The following is a 22,039-nucleotide window of genomic DNA, read 5'->3' as shown; positions in this document are numbered from 1 at the left end:
AAGTTGTCATCAACGTGACACCCATACACGTCTGCTCCGGACAGGCGCGGCGGTCCGGCCGGCGGAGACACCACCGGCCGGACCGAACGCGGGCCGTCAGGCCCAGAGCTGACCCTCCAGCGACTCCTCCGCGTCGGCGAGAGTGCCGCCGTACGCCCCGGTCGAGAGGTATTTCCAGCCGCCGTCGCAGACCACGAACGCCACGTCGGCGCGGCGGCCGTCGCGGACCGCCTCGTGCGCCACAGCGAGCGCGGCGTGCAAGATGGCGCCGGTGGAGAACCCGGCGAAGATGCCCTCCACCTCGACGAGCTGCCGGGTACGCAGCACCGCGTCCCGGGTGCCCACGGAGAAGCGGCGGGACAGCACACCCGCGTCGTACAGCTCGGGCACGTAGCCCTCGTCGATGTTGCGCAGACCGTAGACCAGCTCGCCGTACCGCGGCTCGGCCGCCACGATCTGGATGCCGTCGACCTTCTCCCGCAGGAAGCGGCCGGTGCCCATGAGCGTGCCGGTGGTGCCCAGCCCGGCCACGAAGTGGGTGATGCCCGGCAGGTCCTGCAACAGCTCCGGCCCGGTCGTCTCGTAGTGCGCCCGGGCGTTCGCCTCGTTGCCGTACTGGTAGAGCATCACCCAGTCCGGGTGCTCGGCGGAGATCTGCTTCGCGGTCGCGACGGCCTGGTTCGAGCCACCGGCGGCCGGCGAGAAGATGATCTCCGCGCCGTACATCCGGAGCAGCTGCACCCGCTCGGTGGAGACGTTCTCCGGCATCACGCAGACCAGCCGGTAGCCCCGCAGCTTCGCCACCATGGCCAGCGAGATGCCGGTGTTGCCGCTGGTCGGCTCCAGGATCGTGTCACCGGGACGGAGCCGGCCGGCCTCCTCGGCCGCGCGCACCATGTACAGGGCCGCGCGGTCCTTGATGCTGCCGGTCGGGTTCCGGTCCTCCAGCTTGGCCCAGAGCCGCACCGGCGGCGCCCCGGCGGGGACCGTCGGCGAGAGCCGGGGCAACCCGACAAGCGGGGTGCCGCCGCACGCGTCGAGCAGGCTGTCGTACCGCGCCATCGCGGGCCCCTCAGCGGGCGGCGCGCGTGGAGACCGCGTGCGAGGCGATCGCCGCGGCGGCCGCGAAGCCGAACGCGCCACCGGCCACGGCCGGCAGGATGGTCACGCTGTCGCCGTCGTTGAGCTTGGCGTCGAGCGCGCCGAGGAAGCGGACGTCCTCGTCGTTGACGTAGACGTTGACGAACCGGTGCAGCACGCCCGCGTCGGTGACCAGGCGGGCCTTCAGGCCGCCGTGCCGGGAGTCCAGGTCGGTGATCAGGTCGGCGAGCGTGTCGCCGCTGCCCTCGACGACCTTCGCGCCGCCGGTGTAGCTGCGCAGGATGGTGGGGATGCGAACCTCGATGGCCATGATGTCTCGTGCTCCTCGTTCGGGATCGTGCCAGGTGACGGGAAAAGGAAAGTGCCGGCGCTGAAGATCAGCGGTCGGAACACTCGTAGTCGACCGTCGCCGGGCTCTGCCCGAACATGTAGGACTGGACGGCGTTCGGGTCCACGGCGGCATCCACGATCTTCACCGGTTCCTCGGTGATCACGCCGTCGACGATCCGGAAGGAGCGGATCTCCTCGGTGTCGGGCTCGCGGGTCGAGACGAGCAGGTAGTGCGCGCCCGGCTCGCCGGCGAAGGAGACGTCGGTGCGGGACGGGTAGGCCTCGGTCGCGGTGTGCGAGTGGTAGATGACCACCGGCTCCTCGTCGCGGTCGTCCATCTCCCGCCACACCCGCAACTGCTCCATCGAGTCGAACTCGTAGAAGGTCATGGAGCGGGCCGCGTTGTCCATCGGGATGTGCCGGGTCGGGGTGTCGCTGCCGACGGGGCCGGCGACCACGCCGCACGCCTCGTCCGGGTGGTCCCGACGCGCGTGGGCGACGATCGCGTCGATGATCGACCGGTCGATGCTCAGCACGCCACCAGCCTAGCCCCTGGCCCTGCCGGGCGGCGAGGTGGCAACCGTCACCACTCAGTCGATGAGCGCGTTGAGCAGGGACTCCTGGAGATAACCGAGGTAGGCGTAGACCGACAGTTGGAACACCCGGGACGAACCCGGGTCCTCGGCGACCGCGTCGTCGAGCTCCTCACCCAGGTCGGTGCCGTCCTTGATCTCCAGGCGTACGCCCATCGCCAGCCGGGCGTCGTTGAGCGCGCGCAGCCACGCCTCGGCCGCCTCCGCGTCCAGCCGCACCTCGCCGCCGGAGTCGCCGTCGGGCAGGGCGGCGAGGATCGCGCCCGCCTGGTCGATCTTCCCGGTCTTCAGGTCGCCCTCGGTGTAGCGGCGGAACTCGGCGGTGCCGGCGTCGTCGTCCGGGTAGACGTCGGGGAAGAGCCGGCCGACCACCGGGTCACCGTGGTCGAAGCCGTCGGTCAGCAGCCCGACCACCTCGGCGGCGACCTTGCGCAGCACCCGGACCTCGTCGACGGCGAACGTGGCCACGTAGTGGTCGCCGCGGCGGCGGAACATGCTCATGACCTCTCCACCGTCGCCCAGAGGCCGTACGCGTGCAGCTGCGCCGCGTCGTGCTCCATCCGTTCCCGGGCGCCGGTGGACACCACGGCCTTGCCCTTGTGGTGCACGTCCAGCATGAGCCGCTCCGCCTTCTCCCGGCTGTATCCGAAGAGCTTCTGGAACACCCAGGTCACATACGTCATCAGGTTGACCGGATCGTCCCAGACGATGGTCACCCACGGCCGGTCGGAGACCGGCACCTCTTCGGTGTCCGGCGTCTCGACCGGCGCAACCTGTGGAGCCGCCATGCCCCCCATCGTGCCACCGGATCCGGTGAACCGATGAACCGGAACGCCGCGCCGGTCGTCGTGGCCCGCCCGGGCCGCGTACGCGAGCCCGGTCCGCCGCGCGGCGGCGAGCCGCTCAGGCCAGCAGGATGCCGTGGTCGACAGCATCGGCGAGCACCCCGCCCAGCGAGAGACGGATCACCTCGAAGCGGCGGGACACCTCGCGGGACAGTTCGAGTTCGACCTCGCGCAGCGCGCGCTGGGCCCAGGACCGGGCGGCGTTCGGGTCGTTGTTGTCGGCCGCCCGCCAGTGCTGCCAGCAGCCGCCGTTGAGCGCCACGCCGACGGGCGGGAGCAGCTCGTCCCGCTGCCCGCCGGGCAGCCCGGCCAGCGCGTCGAGGGCCCCTTCGCCGCTCAGCGCGGCCACCCCGGCCGTGCTGGTTACCAGGAGGACCCGGTCCAGCTCCGGGCCGTCCGGATGGTCGGCCAGGCTCCAGCGCACCGCGTGCGCGATCCGCCCGCGTACGCCCTCGGCCAGCGGCGCCCCGAAGACCCGGGCGGCGGAGTCGTCGACGAGCCCCCGGACGGCCTCGTCGCACTGGGCGGTGGCGAGCAGCGACAGCGCCTCCAGCTCGCGGTCGAGCATCTGCGGCAGGCCGGCGCAGCCGACCCCGAAGACGATCTCCTGCACCACCCGCAGGTGGATGTTCGCCAGCTCCAGGGCGAGGTGCTGACGGATCCGGCGGGCACAGGCGCGGGACTCTCTGTCGATCCGGTCGGCCAGCTCGCCGGGCTCGACGCCGGTCAGCACCGGCACCCGGCCGTGCGCGCCGGGCGGCACCGGCGGACTGGCGCTGCCGCGGCGCAGTCCCTCGTCGGCCGCCCAGCCGACCAGGGCACGCCGCAGGTGCGGCAGCTCGGCCCGGCGGGCCGGGAACCACCGGGCCGGGGTCAGCGCCGGCACCGCGGCCAGCAGCGCCGCGCGGTGCGCCTCGATGGAGACCGACACCGGGTCGAACCGGCGGGCGGGCCCGGACGGACCGGCCCGCCCCGGCGACGGTACGGCGGGGCCCGCGTCCTCCGCCGCCGGGCCCTCGGCCGACGCGGTCCAGCCGGTCGTGCCGGGGGTGACGGCGAAGAACACCTCGACCCGGGCGCGTGCCACCTCGGCGAGCAGGTGCAGCTCGGCCGCGCTGAACGCCTGGTCGGCGGAGATCACGAAGAGCAGCGCGCCGGCCCGGCCGACGGCGTCGCGCAGCACCCGGCCGCCGGCGACGCCGAGCGTGCCGGTGTCCGGCGTGTCGACCACCGCGAAGTGCCGCAGCAGCGGGTCGGGCAGGCTCAGCTCGACCCGGCGTGGCGGCCGGGCCAGCGCCGGTCCGGTCGTCAGCGGGTGGGTGCCGTAGGCGTGCGGCTGGCGGTAGCCCGGCACGTACGCGGCGCGGGTCGCCTTGTCGGCGTGCTGGACCAGCAGGTTGCTTCCCGCGGGCACGGCGAGCGTCGCGGAGTCGATCCCGAGCAGGCCGGCGATCACCTCGCGCCGGCCCGCGCCGGCCGGGCCGGCGACGACCACGGCCATCGGATCGCCCGGCCCGGGCGTGGTCACCCCGAGCCGGGTCGGCAGCGGGGCGCACCCGGGCGGCCCGGCCTGCCGGCGCGGGTCGGGCACGTCGACCGAGGGGAGTGGACCCGGCGTCATCAGGTGGCCTCCCGGTCAGGCGACCGGGGTGCCGGTCGCGACTGTTCCCTGGTTGCAGGGGCTGTCGGAAGAGTACGGCTGTCGGCCATCCGACAGCGAACACCTCCGATACTCAGGGGTAATGGCCAGATTACTCAACTTCACTGCGTAACGGTCTGCACGCGGACGGAACACGGTCGATATGCTGCCCCGATGAGTAGGTGGGAGTTCGTCGGCCGTAGAGATGAACTCAACCGTCTGTTGTCGACCATCGGCCGACCCGAGGGGCGCGGGTTGCTCTTCAGCGGCGACGCCGGGGTCGGCAAGAGCCGGCTGCTGCGCGAGGGCGTCTCCGAACTCTCCCCCGAGCGGTACGCCATCTGGTCCATCTCGGCCAGTGCCACCACCGCCGCGCTCCCCTTCGGTGGGCTCGTCCAGGTGCTGCCCGCCGCGCAGCCGCAGGGGCTCTCCCCCGCCGGGATCCTGCGCTGGGCCGTGGACGTCCTCCAGGAACAGGCCGCCGGCCGGCCCGTCGTCCTCGCCATCGACGACGCGCACCTGCTCGACCCGCCCTCGGCCGCGCTGGTGCATCTGGTCGCCCGCTCCGAGAACGCCACAGTCATCGGGACGCTGCGCAACGGCGAGCAGATCCCGCTGCCGATCCGCGCGCTCTGGACCGACGACCTGGTCGACCTGGTCGAGCTGGGCCCGCTCGGCCGCAGCGAGACCACCGGGCTGCTCGCCGCCATCCTGGGTGGACCGGTCGACGCCGGCTCCTCCGACCGGCTCTTCCAGCTTTCCGCCGGCAACCCGCTGCTGCTCCGCGAGCTGGTCCTGGCCGCCGACGACGAGCTGCGCCGCACGTACGGGATCTGGACCTGGACCGGCCGGCTGGAGCTGGCGCCCAGCCTCACCGACCTGATCGACACCCGGATCGGCCAGCTCACCCCTGGCGTCCGGGCCGTCGTCGAGCTGGTCGCCTTCGGCGAGCCGCTGGGCCTGCAACTGCTGGAACGGGCGGTCGACCCGGCGGACGTGGAGGCGGCCGAGGAGCGCGGGCTCATCACCCTGATCCACGACGACCGGCGGCTCAACGTCCGCCTGGCGCACCCGCTCTACGGCGAGGTGATGCGCCGGCACTGCCCGGTCAGCCGCACCCGCCGTCTGCAGGCCACCCTCGCCGGGCTGCTGGAGCAGGTCGGCACGCGCCGCCGCGACGACCTGCTGCGGGTCGCGGTGTGGCGGCTCGACTCGGGTACGGCGCAGGACGTCGCCCAGCTGCTCGACGCCGCGGTCCAGGCGTTCGGCCGGTACGACGTGCCGCTGGCCACCCGGCTGGCCCGCGCCGCGCTGGAGGCCGGCGGCGGCACCGACGCGGCGGAACTGCTGGCCACCATCCTGATGTTCGGCGACCGGCCGGACGAGGCGATCCGCGTGCTCGACCAGGTCGCCGGCGAGATCCACGACGAGCGGCGGCGCAGCCGGTGGCTGACGGTCCGGGGCATGGTCAGCTACTGGGGGCTCAACCGCGAGTCCACTGTGGAGGAGATCGCCGCGCGCGGCGAGGAGCTGAGCGACCCCGCCGACCGGGCCCGGGTCCGGGCGTTCGAGGCCACCATGCGGCTGCACCGGCTCGACATCGACGTCGCGGTCCGGCTGGCCCAGGAGGTGCTCGACCGCCCGGCCGCCCCGATGGCCGCCCGGGAGCTGGCCCGCTGCACGCTGGCCCACCTCCAGGCCGCCCAGGGGCAGTATCAGCGCAGCGCCACCGCGATCGCCCGGGTGCAGGCCGAGGCGGCGTGCTGGCGGGCCGACATGCCTTACCTCCAGCTCGCCATGGAGCTGGCCCGGGGCACCCGGCTGACGCTCTCCGGCGACCTGGCCGGCATCGACGCGATCGTCGCCGACGAGTTCGCCGACCTGGCCGGGGCCGGTGACTTCCGGCTCGGCACCGGCTACCTGGCCATCCTCCAGGCGTATGCGGCTCGCCTGCGCGGGCGCGGGGACGAGGCGCTGCGGACCAGCCTGGAGGCGTGCGCGGTGCTCGCCACCAGCCGCGTGTACGCCGGGCTGGCGCACGCCGAGCGCGCCCAGGCCGCCGCGCTGCGTGGGGACGCGACGCACGCGGCCGAGGCGATGGCCGAGGCGGACCGGACGCACGCGCCCGGCATGGCAGTGCTCTATCCGTGGTTGGAGCAGGCCCGGGGCGCGGTCCAGGCCGCGACGGGCGACCTGCCGGCGGCCACCAAGCACCTGTGCGCGCTCGCCGACCGGCTGCGCGAGGACGGCCTGGCCGGGCACGAGCTGCTCGTCCTGCTCGACCTGGTCCGGTTCGACCAGGCCGACGCGCCGGTCGGCCCGACCTGCACCGACGGTGGGCGGCGCACAGTGGCGCAACGCCTGGCGGAACTCTCCGAGCAGGTCGACGGCGTACTGCCGCCGCTCGTCGCCCGGTTCGGCCGGGCCGTCGCCGACGGCGCCCCGGACGCCCTGCTGGCCGTCGCCGACGGCTTCGCCGACCGCGAGCTGACCGTGTACGCCGCCGAGGCGACCGCGATGGCGCTGCACCGGACGCGGAACGCCCGCGCCGGCACCACCGGGCCGGTCCGGGAACGCCTCGCGGACCTGCTGCGCCGCTGCGACGAGATCTCCACCCCGGCGCTGCGGCTGCTCCGCCCGACGCTCAGCGACCGGGAGTGGGAGATCGCCCGCCTCGCCGCCGACGGGGTGACCAGCCGGGCCATCGCGGAGCGGCTGTTCCTGTCCACCCGCACTGTGGAGAACCACCTCCAGCGCGTCTACAGCAAACTCGGCGTCGCCGGGCGCGGCGAGTTGCGGGCCGCGCTGCGGTCGATGCCGGGGCACGACGGCACGGAGCCGGACTGAACTCTAGGCTGGAGCGGTGAGCACCCTTCGCCCCGCGCTGCTGACCGACCACTACGAGCTGACCATGGTCAGCGCCGCGCTGCGTGACGGCACGGCCGACCGACGCTGCGTCTTCGAGGTGTTCAGCCGGCGGCTGCCGGCCGGGCGCCGGTACGGGGTGGTCGCCGGAACCGGCCGGCTCATCGAGATGATCCGCGACTTCCGGTTCGACCCGGATGAGATCGACTTCCTGCGCCGTACCGGCGTGGTGGACGACCGGGCCGCGCAGTGGCTCGCCGACTACCGGTTCACCGGCGACATCGACGGCTACGCCGAGGGCGAGCTGTTCTTCCCCGGCTCACCGATCCTCACCGTGTCCGGCACGTTCGCCGAGTGCGTGGTGCTGGAGACGCTCGTGCTGTCGGTGCTCAACCACGACTGCGCGGTCGCCGCCGCCGCGGCCCGGATGGTCACCGCCGCCCGGGGCCGGGCGCTGATCGAGATGGGCTCCCGCCGGGCGCACGAGGAAGCCGCCGTCGCCGCCGCGCGCGCCGCGTACCTGGCCGGGTTCCGGTTCACCTCCAACCTGGCCGCCGGGCAGCGCTACGGCATCCCCACCGCCGGCACCGCCGCGCACGCCTTCACGCTGCTGCACGACGACGAGCGGGCCGCGTTCGCCTCCCAGGTCGCCACGCTGGGCAAGGACACCACGCTGCTGGTCGACACGTACGACATCGCCCAGGGCATCCGCAACGCCATCGCGGTGGCCGGTCCGGAGCTGCGGGCAGTCCGGATCGACTCCGGCGACCTCGCGGTGATCGCCCAGCAGTCCCGCGAGCTGCTGGACTCGCTCGGCGCCACCGAGACGAAGATCATCGTCTCCGGCGACCTGGACGAGTACGCCATCGCCTCGCTCGCCGCCGAGCCGGTGGACATGTACGGCGCCGGCACCGCTGTGGTGACCGGCTCGGGCGCGCCCACCGCCGGCCTGGTCTACAAGCTGGTCGAGGTGGAGGGGCGGCCGGTGGTCAAGCGCTCCGAGCACAAGGCCACCATCGGCGGCCGGAAGGTCGCGGTACGCCGGCACAAGCCCACCGGCACCGCCACCGAGGAGATCATCGTGCCGCAGGGCGTGCCGGACCGGCAGCCCAACGACCGGTTGCTCCAGCACTCGTACGTGGTGTCGGGCGAGCCGGCGAAGCTGCCCACCCTGGAGGACTCCCGGGACCACCTGCGGCAGTGCCTGATCTCCATCCCGTGGGAGGGGCTCAAGCTCTCCGCCGGAGATCCGGCCGTCCCCGTCACCGTCGTACCCGCGAGCTGAGGAGGAACCCGATGGCGAACGCCCTGATCATCGTGGACGTGCAGAACGACTTCTGCGAGGGCGGCTCCCTCGCGGTCGGCGGCGGCGCCGGGGTGGCCGCCGGGATCTCCCGGCTGCTCGCCACCGAACCGGACCGGTGGGACCACGTGGTCGCGACGAAGGACTACCACGTCGACCCGGGCGCCCACTTCGGCGACCCGCCGGACTACGTCGACTCCTGGCCCCGGCACTGCGTGGTCGGCACGTCCGGCTCCGAGTTCCACCCGGAGCTGGCGACCGACCGGGTGGAGACGATCTTCCACAAGGGCGAGCACGCGGCCGCGTACTCCGGTTTCGAGGGGCACGCGCCCGACGGCGAGTGCCTGGCCGACTGGCTGCGCCGGCACGACGTGGACCGGGTCGACGTGGTCGGCATCGCCACCGACCACTGCGTGCGCGCCACCGCGCTGGACGCCGCCCGGGAGGGCTTCCACACCACAGTGCTGCTGGACCTGACCGCCGCGGTCGCGCCGGACACGCTCGACGTGGCGCTGCGGGCGCTCGACGGCGCCGGGGTGACCATGGTGGGCGAGCCTGTGATCACTGCCGCTTGACCGGGTAATCGCTTGCGGCTGTCGTACCCCGGCCCCAGGATGGCGCCGGAGGTACGGTCCGTCGTGAACTTGAAGCCTTACCGGGAGGCGCTCGCCCTACCCGGTCTCCGATCGTTGCTGCTGGTGTCGGTGCTGGCCCGCGTGCCGCTGACCGCCACCGGGGTGACGCTCACCTTCTACGTGGTGCTCGACCTGGGCCGCGGCTACGGCGCCGCCGGCCTGGTCGGCGCCGCGTCGACCATCGGCGCGGCGGTCGGCGCCCCGCTGCTCGGGCGGCTCATCGACCGCCGAGGGCTCCGGCCGGTGCTGGCGCTCACCACCGTCGCCGAGGCGCTGTTCTGGTCCGCCGCGCCCACGCTGCCGTACCCGGTGCTGCTGCCCGCCGCGTTCCTCGCCGGGCTGCTCGCGCTGCCCATCTTCTCCATGATCCGCCAGTCGATCGCCGCGCTCGTGCCGGTGGAGAAGCGCCGACCCGCGTACGCGCTGGACTCGATCGCGATGGAGCTGTCGTTCATGGTCGGCCCGGCGCTCGCCGTCGCCCTGGCCACCGCCGTCACGCCGCGCCTGACGCTCTGGGCGGTCGGCGCCGGGATCGTCGGCTCCGGCATCTGCTTCTGGCTGCTCAACCCGCCGGTGCGGGCCGCCGACGAGCAGGCCGGGCCGCAGCGGCCGGTGCACCGCCGCGAATGGCTCACCCCGCGCCTGCTCGCCGTGCTGGCGGTCAGCCTCGCCGGCACGCTGGTGCTCGGCGGCACCGACGTCGCAGTGGTCGCCGTGCTCCGCGCCGGAGGCGAGATCGGCTGGACCGGCGCCGTACTGGCCGCCTGGGCGGTCGCCTCACTGGTGGGCGGCTTCGCCTACGGCGCGGTACGCCGCTCGTTCTCCCCGCTGGCGCTCATGGCGGCGCTGAGCCTCGCCACCATCCCGGTCGGGCTGGGCGGGTCGCACTGGTGGCTGCTCTGTCTCGCGCTGATCCCGGCCGGCGCGCTCTGCGCCCCCACCCTCGCGTCCACCTCCGACGCGGTCAGCCGGCTGGCCCCGCCCTCCGTACGCGGCCTGGCCATGGGCCTGCACGGCTCCGCCGTGACAGTCGGCATCGCGCTCGGCGCACCGCTGGCCGGTGCGGTGATCGACGCCTCCGCGCCCGTCTGGGGCTTCGTGGTCACGGGCGCGATCGGCGCGCTGGTGGCGCTGGTGGTGCTCCCGATCGAGCTGCGCCACCGCCGCACCCCGGTCCCCGCCCCGACCCCGGACCCCGACCTGGCCCTCGCCTCCCGCTAGCCCTCAGCCGAAGTCCCCGCCCTCCGCCGACCCACCCGGCATGATCAAGGAGTCCGTGCCTCCCCTCCCCGAGGCAAGGCGAAGCCAGTTCGGGGAAGTGGCTGGGTCCACGCACCCCGAACACCGCCACTCCCCCGAGCTGGCACCCGCGCGACACCCCTTGGCCGAAACCCCATCACCCCAGAAGTTGACCAAGGAGTTGGCGTCCCCTCAGGCCGGGCAAGACAACACAAACCCCTTGATCACCGGCGCACCCGAGGCAAGGCGAAGCCAGAACGGGGAAATGGCTAGGTCCACGCACCCCGAACACCGCCACTCCCCCGAGCTGGCACCCGCGCGACACCGCCTGGCCGAACCCCACCCCATCACCCCAGAAGTTGACCAAGGAGTTAGCGTCCCCTCAGGCCGGGCAAGACAACACAAACCCCTTGATCACCGGCGCACCCGAGGCAAGGCGAAGCCAGAACGGGGAAATGGCTAGGTCCACGCACCCACCACTCCCCCGAACTGGCACCCGCGCGACACCGCCTGGCCGAACCCCACCCCACCACCCCAGAAGTTGACCAAGGAGTTGGCGTCCCCTCAGGCCGGGCAAGACAACACAAACCCCTTGATCACCGGCGCACCCGAGGCAAGGCGAAGCCAGAACGGGGAAATGGCTAGGTCCAAGGCCCCGGACACCACTCCCCCGAGCTGGTGCCCGCGTGACACCCCCTGGCCGGAACCCACCTGTCCAAGAGTTGACCAAAGAGTTGGCGTCTCCGGAGGCGCAACGAGACGACACAAACTCCTTGATCACCGGCGCACTCGATGCGGTGCGAAGCCAGTACGGGGAGATGGCTAGGTCCACGCACCCCGGACACCACCACTTCCCCGAACTGGTGCCGCGTCCCTCCCTCCACCCCGGCGATCATGAGGTTGGCGGCGACAAATCGGGCACGGAGTACAGCCAACTTCATGATCAACGGAGACAGGCGGGCGGAGACAGGCGGGCGGAGACAGGCGGGCGGGAACAGGCGGGCGGGGCCAGGCGGGCGAAGACGGGACAGGAATGGGAACGGGGAAAAGGGCGGGCGCCGCACCCCCGGTCAGGGAGTGCGGCGCCCGGTTCGACGTGGCGGCGTGGTGCTCAGCGCTGGTCGAGGTTGCCTGCGGTGTCCTCCTGGTAGCTGGCGCCACCGTTGACCTCGCTGGTCAGCGGCTTGGCGCCACCCTCGGGCGGGCCGGCCAGGCTCTGCCCGGCGGCCAGCTCGGGGAACTTCGCGTCGAAGGCCGGCCGCTCGGAGCGGATGCGCGGCATGCGGTCGAAGTTGCGCAGCGGGGGCGGCGAGCTGGTGGCCCACTCGAGCGAGTTGCCGTGACCCCACGGGTCGTCGACCTCGACCACCGGGCCGGTCTTGTACGACTTCCAGCAGTTCCAGATGAACGGCAGCGTCGAGATACCGGTGATGAACGCGCCGATCGTGGAGATCGTGTTCAGCGTGGTGAAGCCGTCGATGGCCTGGTAGTCGGCGTACCGGCGCGGCATGCCCTCGTTGCCCAGCCAGTGCTGCACCAGGAACGTGGTGTGGAAGCCGATCATGGTGAGCCAGAAGTGGATCTTGCCCAGGCGCTCGTCGAGCATCCGGCCGAACATCTTCGGGAACCAGAAGTAGATGCCGGCGAAGACGGCGAACACGATGGTGCCGAAGAGGACGTAGTGGAAGTGCGCCACCACGAAGTACGAGTCGTGCAGGTGGAAGTCGAGCGGCGGGCTGGCCAGCAGCACACCGGTCAGGCCACCGAAGAGGAAGGTCACCAGGAAGCCGATCGAGAACAGCATCGGCGTCTCGAAGGTGATCTGGCCCCGCCACATGGTGCCGATCCAGTTGAAGAACTTCATACCGGTGGGCACGGCGATCAGGTAGCTCAGGAAGCTGAAGAACGGCAGCAGCACCTGGCCGGTGGCGAACATGTGGTGCGCCCAGACGCTCATCGACAGGGCGGCGATGGCGATGGTGGCGGCCACCAGGCCCTTGTAGCCGAAGATCGGCTTCCGGGAGAACACCGGGATGATCTCGCTGATGATGCCGAAGAACGGCAGCGCGATGATGTACACCTCGGGGTGACCGAAGAACCAGAACAGGTGCTGCCACAGCATCGGGCCGCCGGTCGCCGGGTCGTACACGTGGGCGCCCATCAGGCGGTCCGCGGCGAGCGCGAACAGCGCGGCGGCCAGCAGCGGGAAGACCAGGATCGCCAGCAGGCTGGTGACCAGCATGTTCCAGGTGAAGATCGGCATCCGGAACATGGTCATGCCGGGCGCGCGCAGGGTCAGGATCGTGGTGATCAGGTTGACCGCGCCGAGGATGGTGCCCAGACCGGAGATGGCCAGGCCGACCACCCACATGTTCGCGCCGACGCCCGGGGCGTGGTCGGCGGTGCTCAGCGGCGTGTAGGCGGTCCAGCCGAAGTCGGCCGCGCCGCCCGGGGCGATGAAGCCCGCGGTGGCGAGCGTGCCGCCGAACAGGTACAGCCAGTACGCGAAGGCGTTCAGCCGGGGGAACGACACGTCCGGCGCGCCGATCTGCAGCGGCACCACGTAGTTCGCGAAGGCGAACACGATCGGCGTCGCGAAGAACAGCAGCATGATCGTGCCGTGCATCGTGAAGAGCTGGTTGTACTGCTCGGGCGACAGGAACTGCAGGCCCGGCCGCGCCAGTTCGGCGCGCATGATCAGGGCCATCAGGCCACCGATCATGAAGAACACGAACGCGGTGACCATGTACATGATCCCGATCTGCTTCGCGTCCGTGGTGCGCAACAGCCGCGCGAGGGCCGACCCCTTGACCGGCTCCCGGACCGGCCAGGGCCGGGTCACGACCGGCTTGGGTGCGACGGTGGTCACGAGTGGCCTCCGGTTCTGGTTGTCCCGCTCGGCGCGCTGGTCATCGGCGCAGCCGTCATCCGCAAGGAGGATAGTCCCCGGTAGGTGGCCCCGCCGCGTGGGGTGGGCGGCTACGATCTCCCACCCGTCAGGGCGGGCCGGTCAGGAGCCGGTAGTGCTCCCGGAAGATCCGTCCGCCGCGCCCGCGCAGCAACGGGTCGCGCAGCGCCGGCGGCACGTCGCGGGTGCGGTTGCGGTCCCGGGTCCGGTCCCGCACCCAGCGGGTACGCGGACGGCGGCGACTCTCGTACGCCAGCAGCGCGGCGTCGACGCTGCCGGCGGCGCGCAGCGACTCGGCGAGCACGACGGCGTCCTCCAGCGCCATTGCGGCACCTTGGGAGAGCGTCGGCGCGGTGGCGTGAGCGGCGTCACCGACGAGCAGCACCCGGCCGTGGAACCACCGTCCCAGCTCGACCTCCTCGGTGCGCTCGACGCACACCGTCTCCAGCGCGTCCAGCACCTCCGGCACCGGGCCGCCGTAGGAGCCGAACAGCTCGCGCAGCCGGGCGAGCGGGTCGGCGGGCAGGTCCGTACCGGCCTCGTCGGCGTAGCAGTAGAGCCGCCCGGCGCCGAGCGGCACCACCAGGAACCCGGCCCGCTGGCCGAGCAGGGCGGTCCAGTCGACGATCCGCGGGCCGCCGCGCACCAGGGCCCGGTAGACGACGTGTCCGGCGGGGCGGGGCGGGCCGCCGAGCGCGGCGAGCGTGCGTACCGCCGAGCGTGGCCCGTCCGCGCCGACGACCAGGTCGTACTCCGCGCTGGTGCCGTCGGTGAAGCCGACCGCCACGCCGCCGGGCAGCGGGTCGACGGTGCTGACCTCGGCGCCGTGCCGGACCGCGCCGCCGGCGCCGGTGAGCAGCACCCGGTGCAGCTCGGCCCGGGGCAGCGCCCGGCACTCCCCCACTCCGGCCCAGAGCGCGTCGAGGTCGACCTCGCACAGCGGCGCCCCGGCGGCGTCGAGGAAGCGCTGCCGGCGGATCACCTGGCCGAGCGGGCGCAGTGGGCCGTCGAGGTCGAGCCGGCGCATCGCCCGGGCCGCGTTGCCCGGTAGGTAGAGGCCGGTGTCGGTCGACTCCGTGGGTGGCAGCCGTTCGGTGACGTCGGGCCGGAACCCCGCCAGGCGAAGCGCCCGGGCCACGGCGAGGCCGGCGATGCCCGCGCCGACGACGAGGACGCGCAGGGGTGAACCACCCATGGTGGGTTACGCCTCCGGAGGGGAACGGCACGCGTTGGAGGCAAGACATTACTCGCCGCAACCAGGCGGCGGAAGTGTCCGCTCGCCCTGGCGCGGGCCGCCGGTCGGCGGCGCACCCCGTCCCACCGGCAGGAATCCCGCCTCCATCTGGGGGAAGGGGGCGGCGGCGGCCGCCGGTCGTGCCACCGGCCGGACGCGGAGCGTTAACGAGCCCGGCGCATTTGCGCAATGATTCGAGACATGTAAATGTATTCCCTGCACCGTGGGAGCGCTCCCGTCCGCATCACCGACCGAACCGGCGCCGTCCCCGCGCCGAGTCAAGGAGCATCATGAAGCGTCCACTCAGGGCCCTCGCCGCGGCCGGCCTGCTGGCCGCCGGCACGATCGTCGCCGTCGCGCTCGGCGGCACCGCCTCCGCCGACACGCAGATCTGCGAGCAGTACGGCTCGACCACCATCGGCGGCAAGTACGTGGTGCAGAACAACCGCTGGGGCACCAGCGCCCAGCAGTGCATCAACGTCACCTCGACCGGTTTCTCGATCACCCGGGCGGACGGCTCCGCGCCGACCAACGGGGCGCCGGTCGCCTACCCGTCGATCTTCGTGGGCTGCCACTACACCAACTGCTCGCCCGGTACGAACCTGCCGGTGCAGGTGAAGAACATCAGCAGCGCCCCGTCCAGCATCAGCTACAACTACGTCAGCGGCGCGATCTTCAACGCGTCGTACGACATCTGGCTCGACCCGTCGCCCAAGCGGGACGGGGTGAACCAGATGGAGATCATGATCTGGCTCAACCGGCAGGGCTCGATCCAGCCCATCGGCTCTCCGGTCGGCACCGCCAACATCGCGGGCCGGACCTGGGAGGTCTGGCGCGGCAGCAACGGCTCGAACAACGTCATCTCGTACCTGTCGCCGTCGGCCATCCCCAGCTTCAGCTTCGACGCGCTGGCGTTCATCAACGACACCCGCAACCGGGGCGCGATCACCAACGACTGGTACCTGACCAGCATCCAGGCCGGCTTCGAGCCGTGGCAGGGTGGTGTCGGGCTGGCGGTGAACTCGTTCTCGCAGAACGTCAACACCGGCGGCTCCAACCCGCCGCCGACCACGTCGGCGCCGACCACGCCGCCGCCGTCGGGCAACGCGTCGTGCACCGTCACCTACCGGGCCGCGAACGTCTGGAACAACGGCTTCACCGCCGAGGTGACTGTCAAGAACACCGGCTCCGGCACGATCAACGGCTGGACGCTCAACTACAACCTGCCCTCCGGGCAGACCGTCACCAACGCGTGGAACGCCACGGTGAGCCAGAGCGGCTCCGCGGTGACCGCGCGCAACGCCGACTACAACGGCACCCTGTCGCCCGGCGCGTCGGCCACCTTCGGCTACCAGGCGACGCTCAACGGCAGCTACTCGGCGCCGAGCAGCTTCACGCTCAACGGCTCCACCTGCGCCCGCGGCTGACCGGCGCGTGACGAAGGGGCGCGGTCCGCACGGACCGCGCCCCTTCCCGGTACGAGCGTCAGCCGGCGAGCGCGTCGATGTCGCGCATCTCCTCGGCCGTCAGCGAGAACCCGAACACGTCGAAGTTGGCCCGGATGCGCTCCGGCGTGACCGACTTCGGGATGACCACGATCTCGTGGTCGATGTGCCAGCGCAGCACCACCTGGGCCGGCGACACGTCGTGCGCCTGGGCGATGCGGACCAGCACCGGGTCGGACAGGTCGCTGGTCTTGAACGGGCTGTACCCCTCCACCGCCACCCCGCGGTCCCGGTGCGCGGCGTGGATGTGCCTGTCGTACAGCGACGGGCTCCAGCGGATCTGGTTGACCGCCGGCGTCTCCTCGGTGGCCTGGATCAGCTCGTCGATCTGCCCGATCGAGTAGTTGCTCACGCCGACCGTGCGCGCCATGTTCTCGTCCCGCGCGGCGAGCATCTCCCGCCACACCGGGATGCTGTCGCCCGGCGCGGACGGCGGCCAGTGCACCAGCCACAGGTCGACGTAGTCGGTGTCCAGCGCGGCCAGGCTCGCCTCGATCGTCTCCCGCTCCCGGCCCACCCGGTCCGGCGGGAGCTTGGTGGTGATGAAGACGTCCTCCCGGCGCAGCCCGCTCTCCTTGACCGCCCGGCCCACCTCCTTCTCGTTGCCGTACATCGTCGCGGTGTCCAGGTGCCGGTAACCGGCGTCCAGCGCGTTGAGCACGGCCTCGTAGCCGGCCTCCCCGGTGGCCTGCCACGTGCCGAAGCCGAGCAGCGGGATCCGGACGTCACCGGTGAGCGGAAGGGTGGGCTGGTCGCTGTCCATGTCCCCCGTTCTACCCCGGTTCGTCGCACACACACCGGCATCCCGGCGCGCACGGCACGTCTGGGGGAGGATGCGGGGATGGCGGACCGGCTGGACGAGTACCGGCGGAAACGGGACGCCGCGCGTACCCCGGAACCGGTGCCCGAGCGGGCGTCCGGCCGGAAGCGGTCCGCGCGGCGCGCGCCCCGCTTCGTCATCCAGCAGCACCACGCCCGCAGCCTGCACTGGGACCTGCGCCTGGAGCACGACGGCGTGCTCGCCTCCTGGGCGGTGCCGCGCGGCCTGCCCCGCGACCCGGGCCGCAACCACCTCGCGGTGCACACCGAGGACCACCCGATGGAATACCTCACGTTCCACGGGGAGATCCCCGCCGGCGAGTACGGCGGCGGGCGGATGACAGTGCACGACACCGGCACCTACCGGGCCGAGAAGTGGCGCGACGACGAGGTGATCGTGGTGCTCGACGGCGAGCGCACGAAGGGGCGGTACGTGCTGTTCGCCACCGGCGGGCGGGGCCGGGACTGGATGATCAGGCGCACCGACCCGGCGCCGGAGGGCTGGACGCCGATGCCCGAGCTGGTCCGCCCGATGCTGCCCGCCGAGCGTGGGCGGCTGCCGCGCGACGCCGCCGCCTGGGGGTACGAGCTGCGCTGGGCGGGTGTGCGCGCGATGGCGTACGTCTCCGGCGGCCGGCTGCGGCTGCTCGACGGCGACGACAACGAGGTCACCGGGTCGTACCCCTGGCTGCGGGCGATGGCCGAGGCGCTGGCCCCGGCCGAGGCGGTGCTCGACGGCGTGCTGGTCCGGATCGACCCGGCCGGGCGGGTCCGGCCGCCGACCCGGCGCGACGGGCAGTTCCTCGCCGTCGACCTGCTCTGGCTGGAGGGCGTGTTGAGCCTCGACGTGCCGTACGCGCAACGCCGTGACCTGCTCGACGGTCTGGCGCTCGCCGGTCCGCACTGGCAGACTCCGCCGTGGTTCCCGGGAGTCGGTGCGGACGCCCTGCGGGCCGCCCGTGAGCAGGGCCTCCCGGGAGTGGTGGCGAAACGCCTCGACTCCCCGTACGAGCCGGGCCGGCGCAGCCGGCACTGGCTGAGCATCGACGCGAGCTGAGGACCACCGTGCACCTGACGCACCTGGAGTGCCCGCGCTGCGGCCGTGAACATCAGGCCGACGTGTTGCAGAACCTGTGCGGCTGCGGCTCGCCGCTGCTGGCCCGCTACGACCTCGCCGCGGTGGCCGCCACCGTCGCCCCGGAGCAGTTCGGGCTGCGCCCGGCCGACCTGTGGCGCTACCGGGAGCTGCTGCCGGTGGCCGATCCCCGGTGCGTCACCACGCTCGGCGAGGGCTGGACGCCGATGTGGCGCGCGCCCGCGTACGGCCACGAGATCGGCATCGCGGATCTGATCGTCAAGGACGAGGGGCTGACCCCGACCGGGTCGTTCAAGGCCCGCGGCGCGTCGGTGGGCGTGAGCCGGGCCCGGGAGCTGGGCGTGGAGCGGATCGCCATGCCCACGAACGGCAACGCCGGGGCGGCCTGGGCGACGTACGCGGCGCGGGCCGGAATGGGCGCGACGATCGCCATGCCGCTGGCCGCGCCGACCATCTGCCGGGAGGAGTGCCTCGCCGCCGGCGCGGATCTGCGGCTGATCGACGGCCTGATCAACGACGCCGGCCGGGACATCGCCGAGCTGATCGCCGGGTCGGACGGGCGGATCTTCGACGCGGGCACGCTGCGCGAGCCGTACCGCCTCGAAGGCAAGAAGACCATGGGGTACGAGATCGTCGAGCAGCTCGGGTGGCAGGTGCCCGACGTGATCGTCTACCCGACCGGCGGGGGCGTCGGGCTGATCGGCATCCACAAGGCCCTGCACGAGCTGCGCGAACTGGGCTGGGTGGAGGACCGGCTGCCCCGGCTGGTAGCGGTGCAGTCCACCGGATGCGCGCCGATCGTCCGGGCGTTCGCGGCCGGCGAGGACCGGATCACCCCGTGGACGGACGCGCGCACCGTCGCTTTCGGCATCACGGTGCCCGCCCCGCTCGGCGACGAGCTGATCCTGTCCGCGCTGCGCGAGAGCGCCGGCACCGCGATCGCTGTGGACGACGCGGAGATCCTCACCGACCTGCGCGACTTCGCCGCCCGGGAAGGGCTGCTGCTCTGCCCGGAGGGCGCGGCCTGCCTGACCGCCGCCCGGCACCTGCGGGCCGGTGGCTGGATCCGCCCCGGCGAGCGCGTGGTGGTGCTGAACACCGGCGCCGGGTTGAAGTACCCGGGCCTGGTGCAAGGAGGGGCCCCTTCTTAACGTCTCCGGTAGAGCAGGGGCCCCCGCTTAACACGTGCGCACCGGGCGTCAGGACGTCGGCGGCTCGTCCTCGCCGGCCTCCTCGGCGGCGTCCGCCTCCTCCTTCGTCTTGTGCACCGCGCCGTCGGCGTGCTCCGGCGGGCCGTAGACGGTGTAGAGCACCAGCGGGTTCGGCCCGGTGTTGACGAAGTTGTGCTTCGTGCCGGCCGGGACGACCACGAGGTCGCCGGAGACGACCTCCTTCTTCTCCCCGGCCACCCGGGCCTCGCCGGTGCCGCTGACGAACGTGAGGATCTGGTCGATGCCCTCGTGGACCTCCTCGCCGATCTCGCCGCCCGGCGGAATGGTCATGATGACCAGCTGGGTGTGCTCCCCGGTCCAGAGCACGCGGCGGAAGTCGGGACTCTTCTCGGCGACTGTGGCGATCGTGAAATGCTCCATGGCCCGCTCATACCCCGTACGCACGCCCGCCACGCCGGGAGTCGCAGATGGTGGAATTCCCCACGCCGGCCGGGTTTGGATCCCGTCGGAAGGGGCATGTGCTGCCGACAAGACCGGTGCGGGACGGGCCGGTCGAGCCAAGTCCCCGCTGGCGTACCGCCTGTACGGCTGCGGCGGTGGGAGACGGCCGGAGCGCGGCGACGTTACGACCGGAGGTCGTGCGGCGCCGTGCGCTCGTCTGCGCGCCCGTTCCGGTCAGGCGAGCACGGCCAGGTGAAAGGGGCGGTCCGCGTGGCCGCTCGTGCCGTGCGTCTCCACGAAGACGGCGTTGGCGATGCCGGACCGGGGCGCGACGGTGATGACGCCCTGCGGTGCGAGCCCGCCGGGCTTCCCGGGACCGACGGTTCCGACGTACGCCGCCGCGGCGACGTCCTGGTCGAACGCGACCTGGTACATCCCGGCGGCGAGCCGGGTGGCCGAGGTGGCGCCGAGCCCGCGTACCAGCGTGCCGTTGGCGTCGACCACCGCGAACAGCACGCGGGCGGTGGCCGGCAGCCCCAGGGCCGCACACGAGTTGATCTCGGTGTCGGCACGCGCGGCCTCCCTCATGCTCGGGATCGGTTGGCCGGTGGTTTCCCTCCTACCTCTGCGGCTGGGCATGGTGATCCTCTCTCCCGCCGGTACGCCGGCAGGAGGCGTTCGTGCGCGTCCGGGCGATCGTCGGCGGTCCCCCTCGGTGATTCCGACGCTATGTCGGCGCACCGCTTGGCAACCAGCCGCGGAACTGTCCGATCAAGGACAGTGGACGCCTCTGAGCTGCGGAAACGTCTGCCGTGCCGGCGATCCGCGACCCCGCCTCGCAGGCCGCAGCGACATCGGCGGCCGGATCCGGCACCGGGCAGAAGTGGTAACGCAGAGCAATCGGCTGGCTACATTAAAGTATGGTGCAGTCGCTCCGAGGCCGACCGGCGGACCCGGTCTACCGCCCGGTGCTGGCCGCGCGGCGTGGTGAGCTGGAGGCGTTGTCCCATCTCGACGGATCCTCCGCCGCGCTGCTCGCACCGGTTCTCGACGTTCCGGCGGACGCGCCGTCCATGGTGGACTCGCTCGCGCGACTGCCCGGCGAGCTGCTGCCCGCCGTCGACGTGTCGGCGCTTCCGGACGCCCCGGAACACGATCCGGCCCGCTGGGGCGTACCGCTGGTGCCGGTCATCGGTCTCGCGGACAGCGACCGGCGGCTGGCCGCGCACGGCGCTGCGGCGCGGGCCTGGACGCGCCACGCGGTCGTCCGGTTGCGCACCGGGCCGGACCGCAGCGGGCCGGACGCGGCGACGGCGGCGGCGGAGCGGGCGTGGCGGCTGACCGGCCTGGTACCGGAGCAGTGCGACCTGCTGCTCGACGCGGGGGACGTGTGCTGCACGGCCGACATCCGGCTGGCCGAGCCACGGGTGCGGCGCGCGGCGGATTGGGCCCGGCGGCACGCCTGGCGTTCGGTGACGGTCGCGGCCGGCGGGATGCCGCCGACCCTGTCCCGGCTCCCGGTGGACGAGCCGGTCCGGCTGGACCGTTACGACTGGTCGCTCTGGCAGCGCCTGGCCGACCTGGACCTCGGGTACGGCGACTACGGCGTGAGCTGCGCGGTACGCGGCGCGGACGAACCGGGCGACCGGGTGCCCACCCTGCGCTGGGCCACCGACGACGCGTGGTGGGTCTACCGCTGGTCGCGGCGCGGCGGGCGGGGCGACGAGCGCTTCGCCGACCTCTGCCGCACCGTGACTGCCGCTCCCCACTGGCCGGCCGCCGGAGCCGGCTTCTCCTGGGGCGACCACGAGATCGTCCGGCGGGCCCGGCGCGGCGCGGGCGCGGGTTCGCCGGCCAACTGGATCGCGTGGAGCACCTCCCACCACCTGGCGCAGGTGCTGGCCGCACTGGTCCGACCGGAACGGGACCAGCGCGGCCGGGCGTGGTGGGCCGAGCCGGACGCCCCGGAACGGGGACGCACCGGCCGCTCGCCGCGTGGCGGAGAGTCCCGCCGCGCCGGCTGACTCACTCCTTCTCGGTGAACCCGAACTGCACCACGCCCTCGTCGTCGACGACCGCGTCCACCGCGGTGTCGTTCAGCAGTTCGGCGGCGTCGGAGTCGAGGAAGATGCGCGCCCCCTCGGTGTCCACCACCTGGTCGCCCCGCACCGGCTCCGGCACCAGTTCGATGGAGAGCGAACCGGCCTCGGTGTCGGCGGCGATGCGCAGCCCGCCCGCGTCGGCGACGTCCTGCTGGGCGGCGAGGTCACGGATCACCAGGACGGCGTTGTCGGTCATGGTCAGCATCGCTGAA

20 protein-coding genes are annotated in these 22,039 nt (G+C 72.8%); 8 read left to right on the top strand and 12 right to left on the bottom strand.

The features are described 5' to 3' along the window. Positions 1-96: 96 nt before the first annotated feature. The 6 genes from AMK25_RS24865 to AMK25_RS24840 form a co-directional block, all read right to left on the bottom strand. Positions 97-1,062: a PLP-dependent cysteine synthase family protein gene (locus tag AMK25_RS24865; RefSeq protein ID WP_043326204.1), complete on the bottom strand. Its 966-nt coding sequence runs from the start codon at positions 1,060-1,062 to the stop codon at positions 97-99. Positions 1,063-1,072: 10 nt separating this feature from the next. Continuing rightward, entirely contained in the window at positions 1,073-1,411 is a 339-nt protein-coding gene (locus AMK25_RS24860) for a MoaD family protein (protein WP_073830801.1), read from the bottom strand. Positions 1,412-1,478: 67 nt separating this feature from the next. After that, complete coding sequence (locus AMK25_RS24855; protein ID WP_030501847.1) at positions 1,479-1,967, bottom strand: Mov34/MPN/PAD-1 family protein; 489 nt, start codon at positions 1,965-1,967, stop codon at positions 1,479-1,481. A 54-nt stretch (positions 1,968-2,021) separates the two neighbouring features. Then, positions 2,022-2,525, bottom strand: coding sequence for a DUF2017 domain-containing protein (locus tag AMK25_RS24850; RefSeq protein ID WP_030501848.1), 504 nt, complete (start codon positions 2,523-2,525; stop codon positions 2,022-2,024). Beyond that, positions 2,522-2,812: an ATP-dependent Clp protease adapter ClpS gene (gene clpS / locus AMK25_RS24845; protein WP_030501849.1), complete on the bottom strand. Its 291-nt coding sequence runs from the start codon at positions 2,810-2,812 to the stop codon at positions 2,522-2,524. The genes AMK25_RS24850 and clpS overlap by 4 nt, the downstream gene beginning before the upstream one ends. Positions 2,813-2,927: 115 nt before the next feature. After that, positions 2,928-4,490: a hypothetical protein gene (locus AMK25_RS24840; protein ID WP_073830800.1), complete on the bottom strand. Its 1,563-nt coding sequence runs from the start codon at positions 4,488-4,490 to the stop codon at positions 2,928-2,930. Between the two features lie 192 nt (positions 4,491-4,682). Here AMK25_RS24840 and AMK25_RS24835 point away from each other — a divergent pair, with 192 nt between their 5' ends. From AMK25_RS24835 to AMK25_RS24820, 4 genes are read left to right on the top strand one after another with little or no spacing between them, the layout of a single operon-like run. Then, entirely contained in the window at positions 4,683-7,355 is a 2,673-nt protein-coding gene (locus AMK25_RS24835; RefSeq protein WP_073830799.1) for a LuxR C-terminal-related transcriptional regulator, read from the top strand. 16 nt (positions 7,356-7,371) lie between these two features. Then, positions 7,372-8,658 carry a nicotinate phosphoribosyltransferase gene (locus AMK25_RS24830; RefSeq protein WP_073830798.1) on the top strand — a complete coding sequence of 429 codons (1,287 nt, stop codon included), beginning with the start codon at positions 7,372-7,374 and terminating at the stop codon, positions 8,656-8,658. 11 nt (positions 8,659-8,669) lie between these two features. Next, positions 8,670-9,251, top strand: a complete 582-nt coding sequence (locus tag AMK25_RS24825; protein WP_073830797.1) for an isochorismatase family protein — start codon at positions 8,670-8,672, stop codon at positions 9,249-9,251. A gap of 39 nt (positions 9,252-9,290) precedes the next feature. Then, entirely contained in the window at positions 9,291-10,532 is a 1,242-nt protein-coding gene (locus AMK25_RS24820) for an MFS transporter (RefSeq protein WP_073830796.1), read from the top strand. A 1,129-nt stretch (positions 10,533-11,661) separates the two neighbouring features. Here the strand turns inward: AMK25_RS24820 and ctaD are convergent. Further along, complete coding sequence (gene ctaD / locus AMK25_RS24815; protein ID WP_030501855.1) at positions 11,662-13,419, bottom strand: aa3-type cytochrome oxidase subunit I; 1,758 nt, start codon at positions 13,417-13,419, stop codon at positions 11,662-11,664. Positions 13,420-13,546: 127 nt separating this feature from the next. After that, positions 13,547-14,653 carry an FAD-dependent monooxygenase gene (locus tag AMK25_RS24810; RefSeq protein WP_073830795.1) on the bottom strand — a complete coding sequence of 369 codons (1,107 nt, stop codon included), beginning with the start codon at positions 14,651-14,653 and terminating at the stop codon, positions 13,547-13,549. Positions 14,654-14,982: 329 nt separating this feature from the next. Here AMK25_RS24810 and AMK25_RS24805 point away from each other — a divergent pair, with 329 nt between their 5' ends. Further along, complete coding sequence (locus tag AMK25_RS24805) at positions 14,983-16,119, top strand: GH12 family glycosyl hydrolase domain-containing protein (RefSeq protein WP_073830794.1); 1,137 nt, start codon at positions 14,983-14,985, stop codon at positions 16,117-16,119. 58 nt (positions 16,120-16,177) lie between these two features. On the opposite strand, the gene AMK25_RS24800 is transcribed toward AMK25_RS24805, so the two are convergent. Then, positions 16,178-16,960, bottom strand: coding sequence for an aldo/keto reductase (locus AMK25_RS24800; protein ID WP_073830793.1), 783 nt, complete (start codon positions 16,958-16,960; stop codon positions 16,178-16,180). Positions 16,961-17,038: 78 nt separating this feature from the next. Here AMK25_RS24800 and AMK25_RS24795 point away from each other — a divergent pair, with 78 nt between their 5' ends. Continuing rightward, positions 17,039-18,073 carry a DNA polymerase ligase N-terminal domain-containing protein gene (locus AMK25_RS24795; protein WP_073830792.1) on the top strand — a complete coding sequence of 345 codons (1,035 nt, stop codon included), beginning with the start codon at positions 17,039-17,041 and terminating at the stop codon, positions 18,071-18,073. An 8-nt stretch (positions 18,074-18,081) separates the two neighbouring features. Further along, a complete protein-coding gene (locus tag AMK25_RS24790) occupies positions 18,082-19,263 on the top strand; it encodes a threonine synthase (RefSeq protein WP_073830791.1) in 1,182 nt (393 codons plus the stop codon). Between the two features lie 48 nt (positions 19,264-19,311). Here AMK25_RS24790 and AMK25_RS24785 read toward each other — a convergent pair whose 3' ends face one another. Together AMK25_RS24785 and AMK25_RS24780 are read right to left on the bottom strand one after the other, a co-directional pair. Continuing rightward, positions 19,312-19,704 carry a cupin domain-containing protein gene (locus tag AMK25_RS24785; protein WP_013284343.1) on the bottom strand — a complete coding sequence of 131 codons (393 nt, stop codon included), beginning with the start codon at positions 19,702-19,704 and terminating at the stop codon, positions 19,312-19,314. A 255-nt stretch (positions 19,705-19,959) separates the two neighbouring features. Then, on the bottom strand, positions 19,960-20,313 hold the full coding sequence (locus AMK25_RS24780; RefSeq protein ID WP_241826477.1) for a hypothetical protein: 354 nt from the start codon (positions 20,311-20,313) through the stop codon (positions 19,960-19,962). Positions 20,314-20,645: 332 nt separating this feature from the next. Between AMK25_RS24780 and AMK25_RS24775 the strand changes: the two genes are divergently transcribed. Next, positions 20,646-21,749 (top strand): beta family protein, encoded by a 1,104-nt coding sequence (locus AMK25_RS24775; protein WP_073830789.1) that lies wholly within the window; start codon positions 20,646-20,648, stop codon positions 21,747-21,749. Between the two features lies 1 nt (position 21,750). Here the strand turns inward: AMK25_RS24775 and AMK25_RS24770 are convergent, their stop codons facing one another. Continuing rightward, positions 21,751-22,032, bottom strand: coding sequence for an iron-sulfur cluster biosynthesis family protein (locus AMK25_RS24770; protein WP_073830788.1), 282 nt, complete (start codon positions 22,030-22,032; stop codon positions 21,751-21,753). Between the last annotated feature and the right edge of the window lie 7 nt (positions 22,033-22,039).

This window comes from Micromonospora sp. TSRI0369, assembly GCF_001905625.1.
GTDB classification, from domain to species: domain Bacteria; phylum Actinomycetota; class Actinomycetes; order Mycobacteriales; family Micromonosporaceae; genus Micromonospora; species Micromonospora echinospora_A.
The sequence above is the reverse complement of the archived record's forward strand: the minus strand, read 5'-3'. Positions and strand labels throughout refer to the sequence as shown.

Excerpts from the sequence above, each read along its gene's own strand:
- AMK25_RS24810 (WP_073830795.1), bottom strand. The coding sequence starts at position 14,653 with ATGGGTGGTTCACCCCTGCGCGTCCTCGTCGTCGGCGCGGGCATCGCC.
- AMK25_RS24840 (WP_073830800.1), bottom strand. The coding sequence starts at position 4,490 with ATGACGCCGGGTCCACTCCCCTCGGTCGACGTGCCCGACCCGCGCCGG.
- AMK25_RS24780 (WP_241826477.1), bottom strand. The coding sequence starts at position 20,313 with ATGAGGGAGGCCGCGCGTGCCGACACCGAGATCAACTCGTGTGCGGCC.
- AMK25_RS24860 (WP_073830801.1), bottom strand. The coding sequence starts at position 1,411 with ATGGCCATCGAGGTTCGCATCCCCACCATCCTGCGCAGCTACACCGGC.
- AMK25_RS24820 (WP_073830796.1), top strand. The coding sequence starts at position 9,291 with ATGGCGCCGGAGGTACGGTCCGTCGTGAACTTGAAGCCTTACCGGGAG.
- clpS (WP_030501849.1), bottom strand. The coding sequence starts at position 2,812 with ATGGCGGCTCCACAGGTTGCGCCGGTCGAGACGCCGGACACCGAAGAG.
- AMK25_RS24795 (WP_073830792.1), top strand. The coding sequence starts at position 17,039 with ATGGCGGACCGGCTGGACGAGTACCGGCGGAAACGGGACGCCGCGCGT.
- AMK25_RS24775 (WP_073830789.1), top strand. The coding sequence starts at position 20,646 with ATGGTGCAGTCGCTCCGAGGCCGACCGGCGGACCCGGTCTACCGCCCG.
- AMK25_RS24865 (WP_043326204.1), bottom strand. The coding sequence starts at position 1,062 with ATGGCGCGGTACGACAGCCTGCTCGACGCGTGCGGCGGCACCCCGCTT.
- AMK25_RS24800 (WP_073830793.1), bottom strand. The coding sequence starts at position 16,960 with ATGGACAGCGACCAGCCCACCCTTCCGCTCACCGGTGACGTCCGGATC.
- AMK25_RS24825 (WP_073830797.1), top strand. The coding sequence starts at position 8,670 with ATGGCGAACGCCCTGATCATCGTGGACGTGCAGAACGACTTCTGCGAG.
- AMK25_RS24835 (WP_073830799.1), top strand. The coding sequence starts at position 4,683 with ATGAGTAGGTGGGAGTTCGTCGGCCGTAGAGATGAACTCAACCGTCTG.
- AMK25_RS24805 (WP_073830794.1), top strand. The coding sequence starts at position 14,983 with ATGAAGCGTCCACTCAGGGCCCTCGCCGCGGCCGGCCTGCTGGCCGCC.
- AMK25_RS24785 (WP_013284343.1), bottom strand. The coding sequence starts at position 19,704 with ATGGAGCATTTCACGATCGCCACAGTCGCCGAGAAGAGTCCCGACTTC.
- AMK25_RS24850 (WP_030501848.1), bottom strand. The coding sequence starts at position 2,525 with ATGAGCATGTTCCGCCGCCGCGGCGACCACTACGTGGCCACGTTCGCC.
- AMK25_RS24770 (WP_073830788.1), bottom strand. The coding sequence starts at position 22,032 with ATGCTGACCATGACCGACAACGCCGTCCTGGTGATCCGTGACCTCGCC.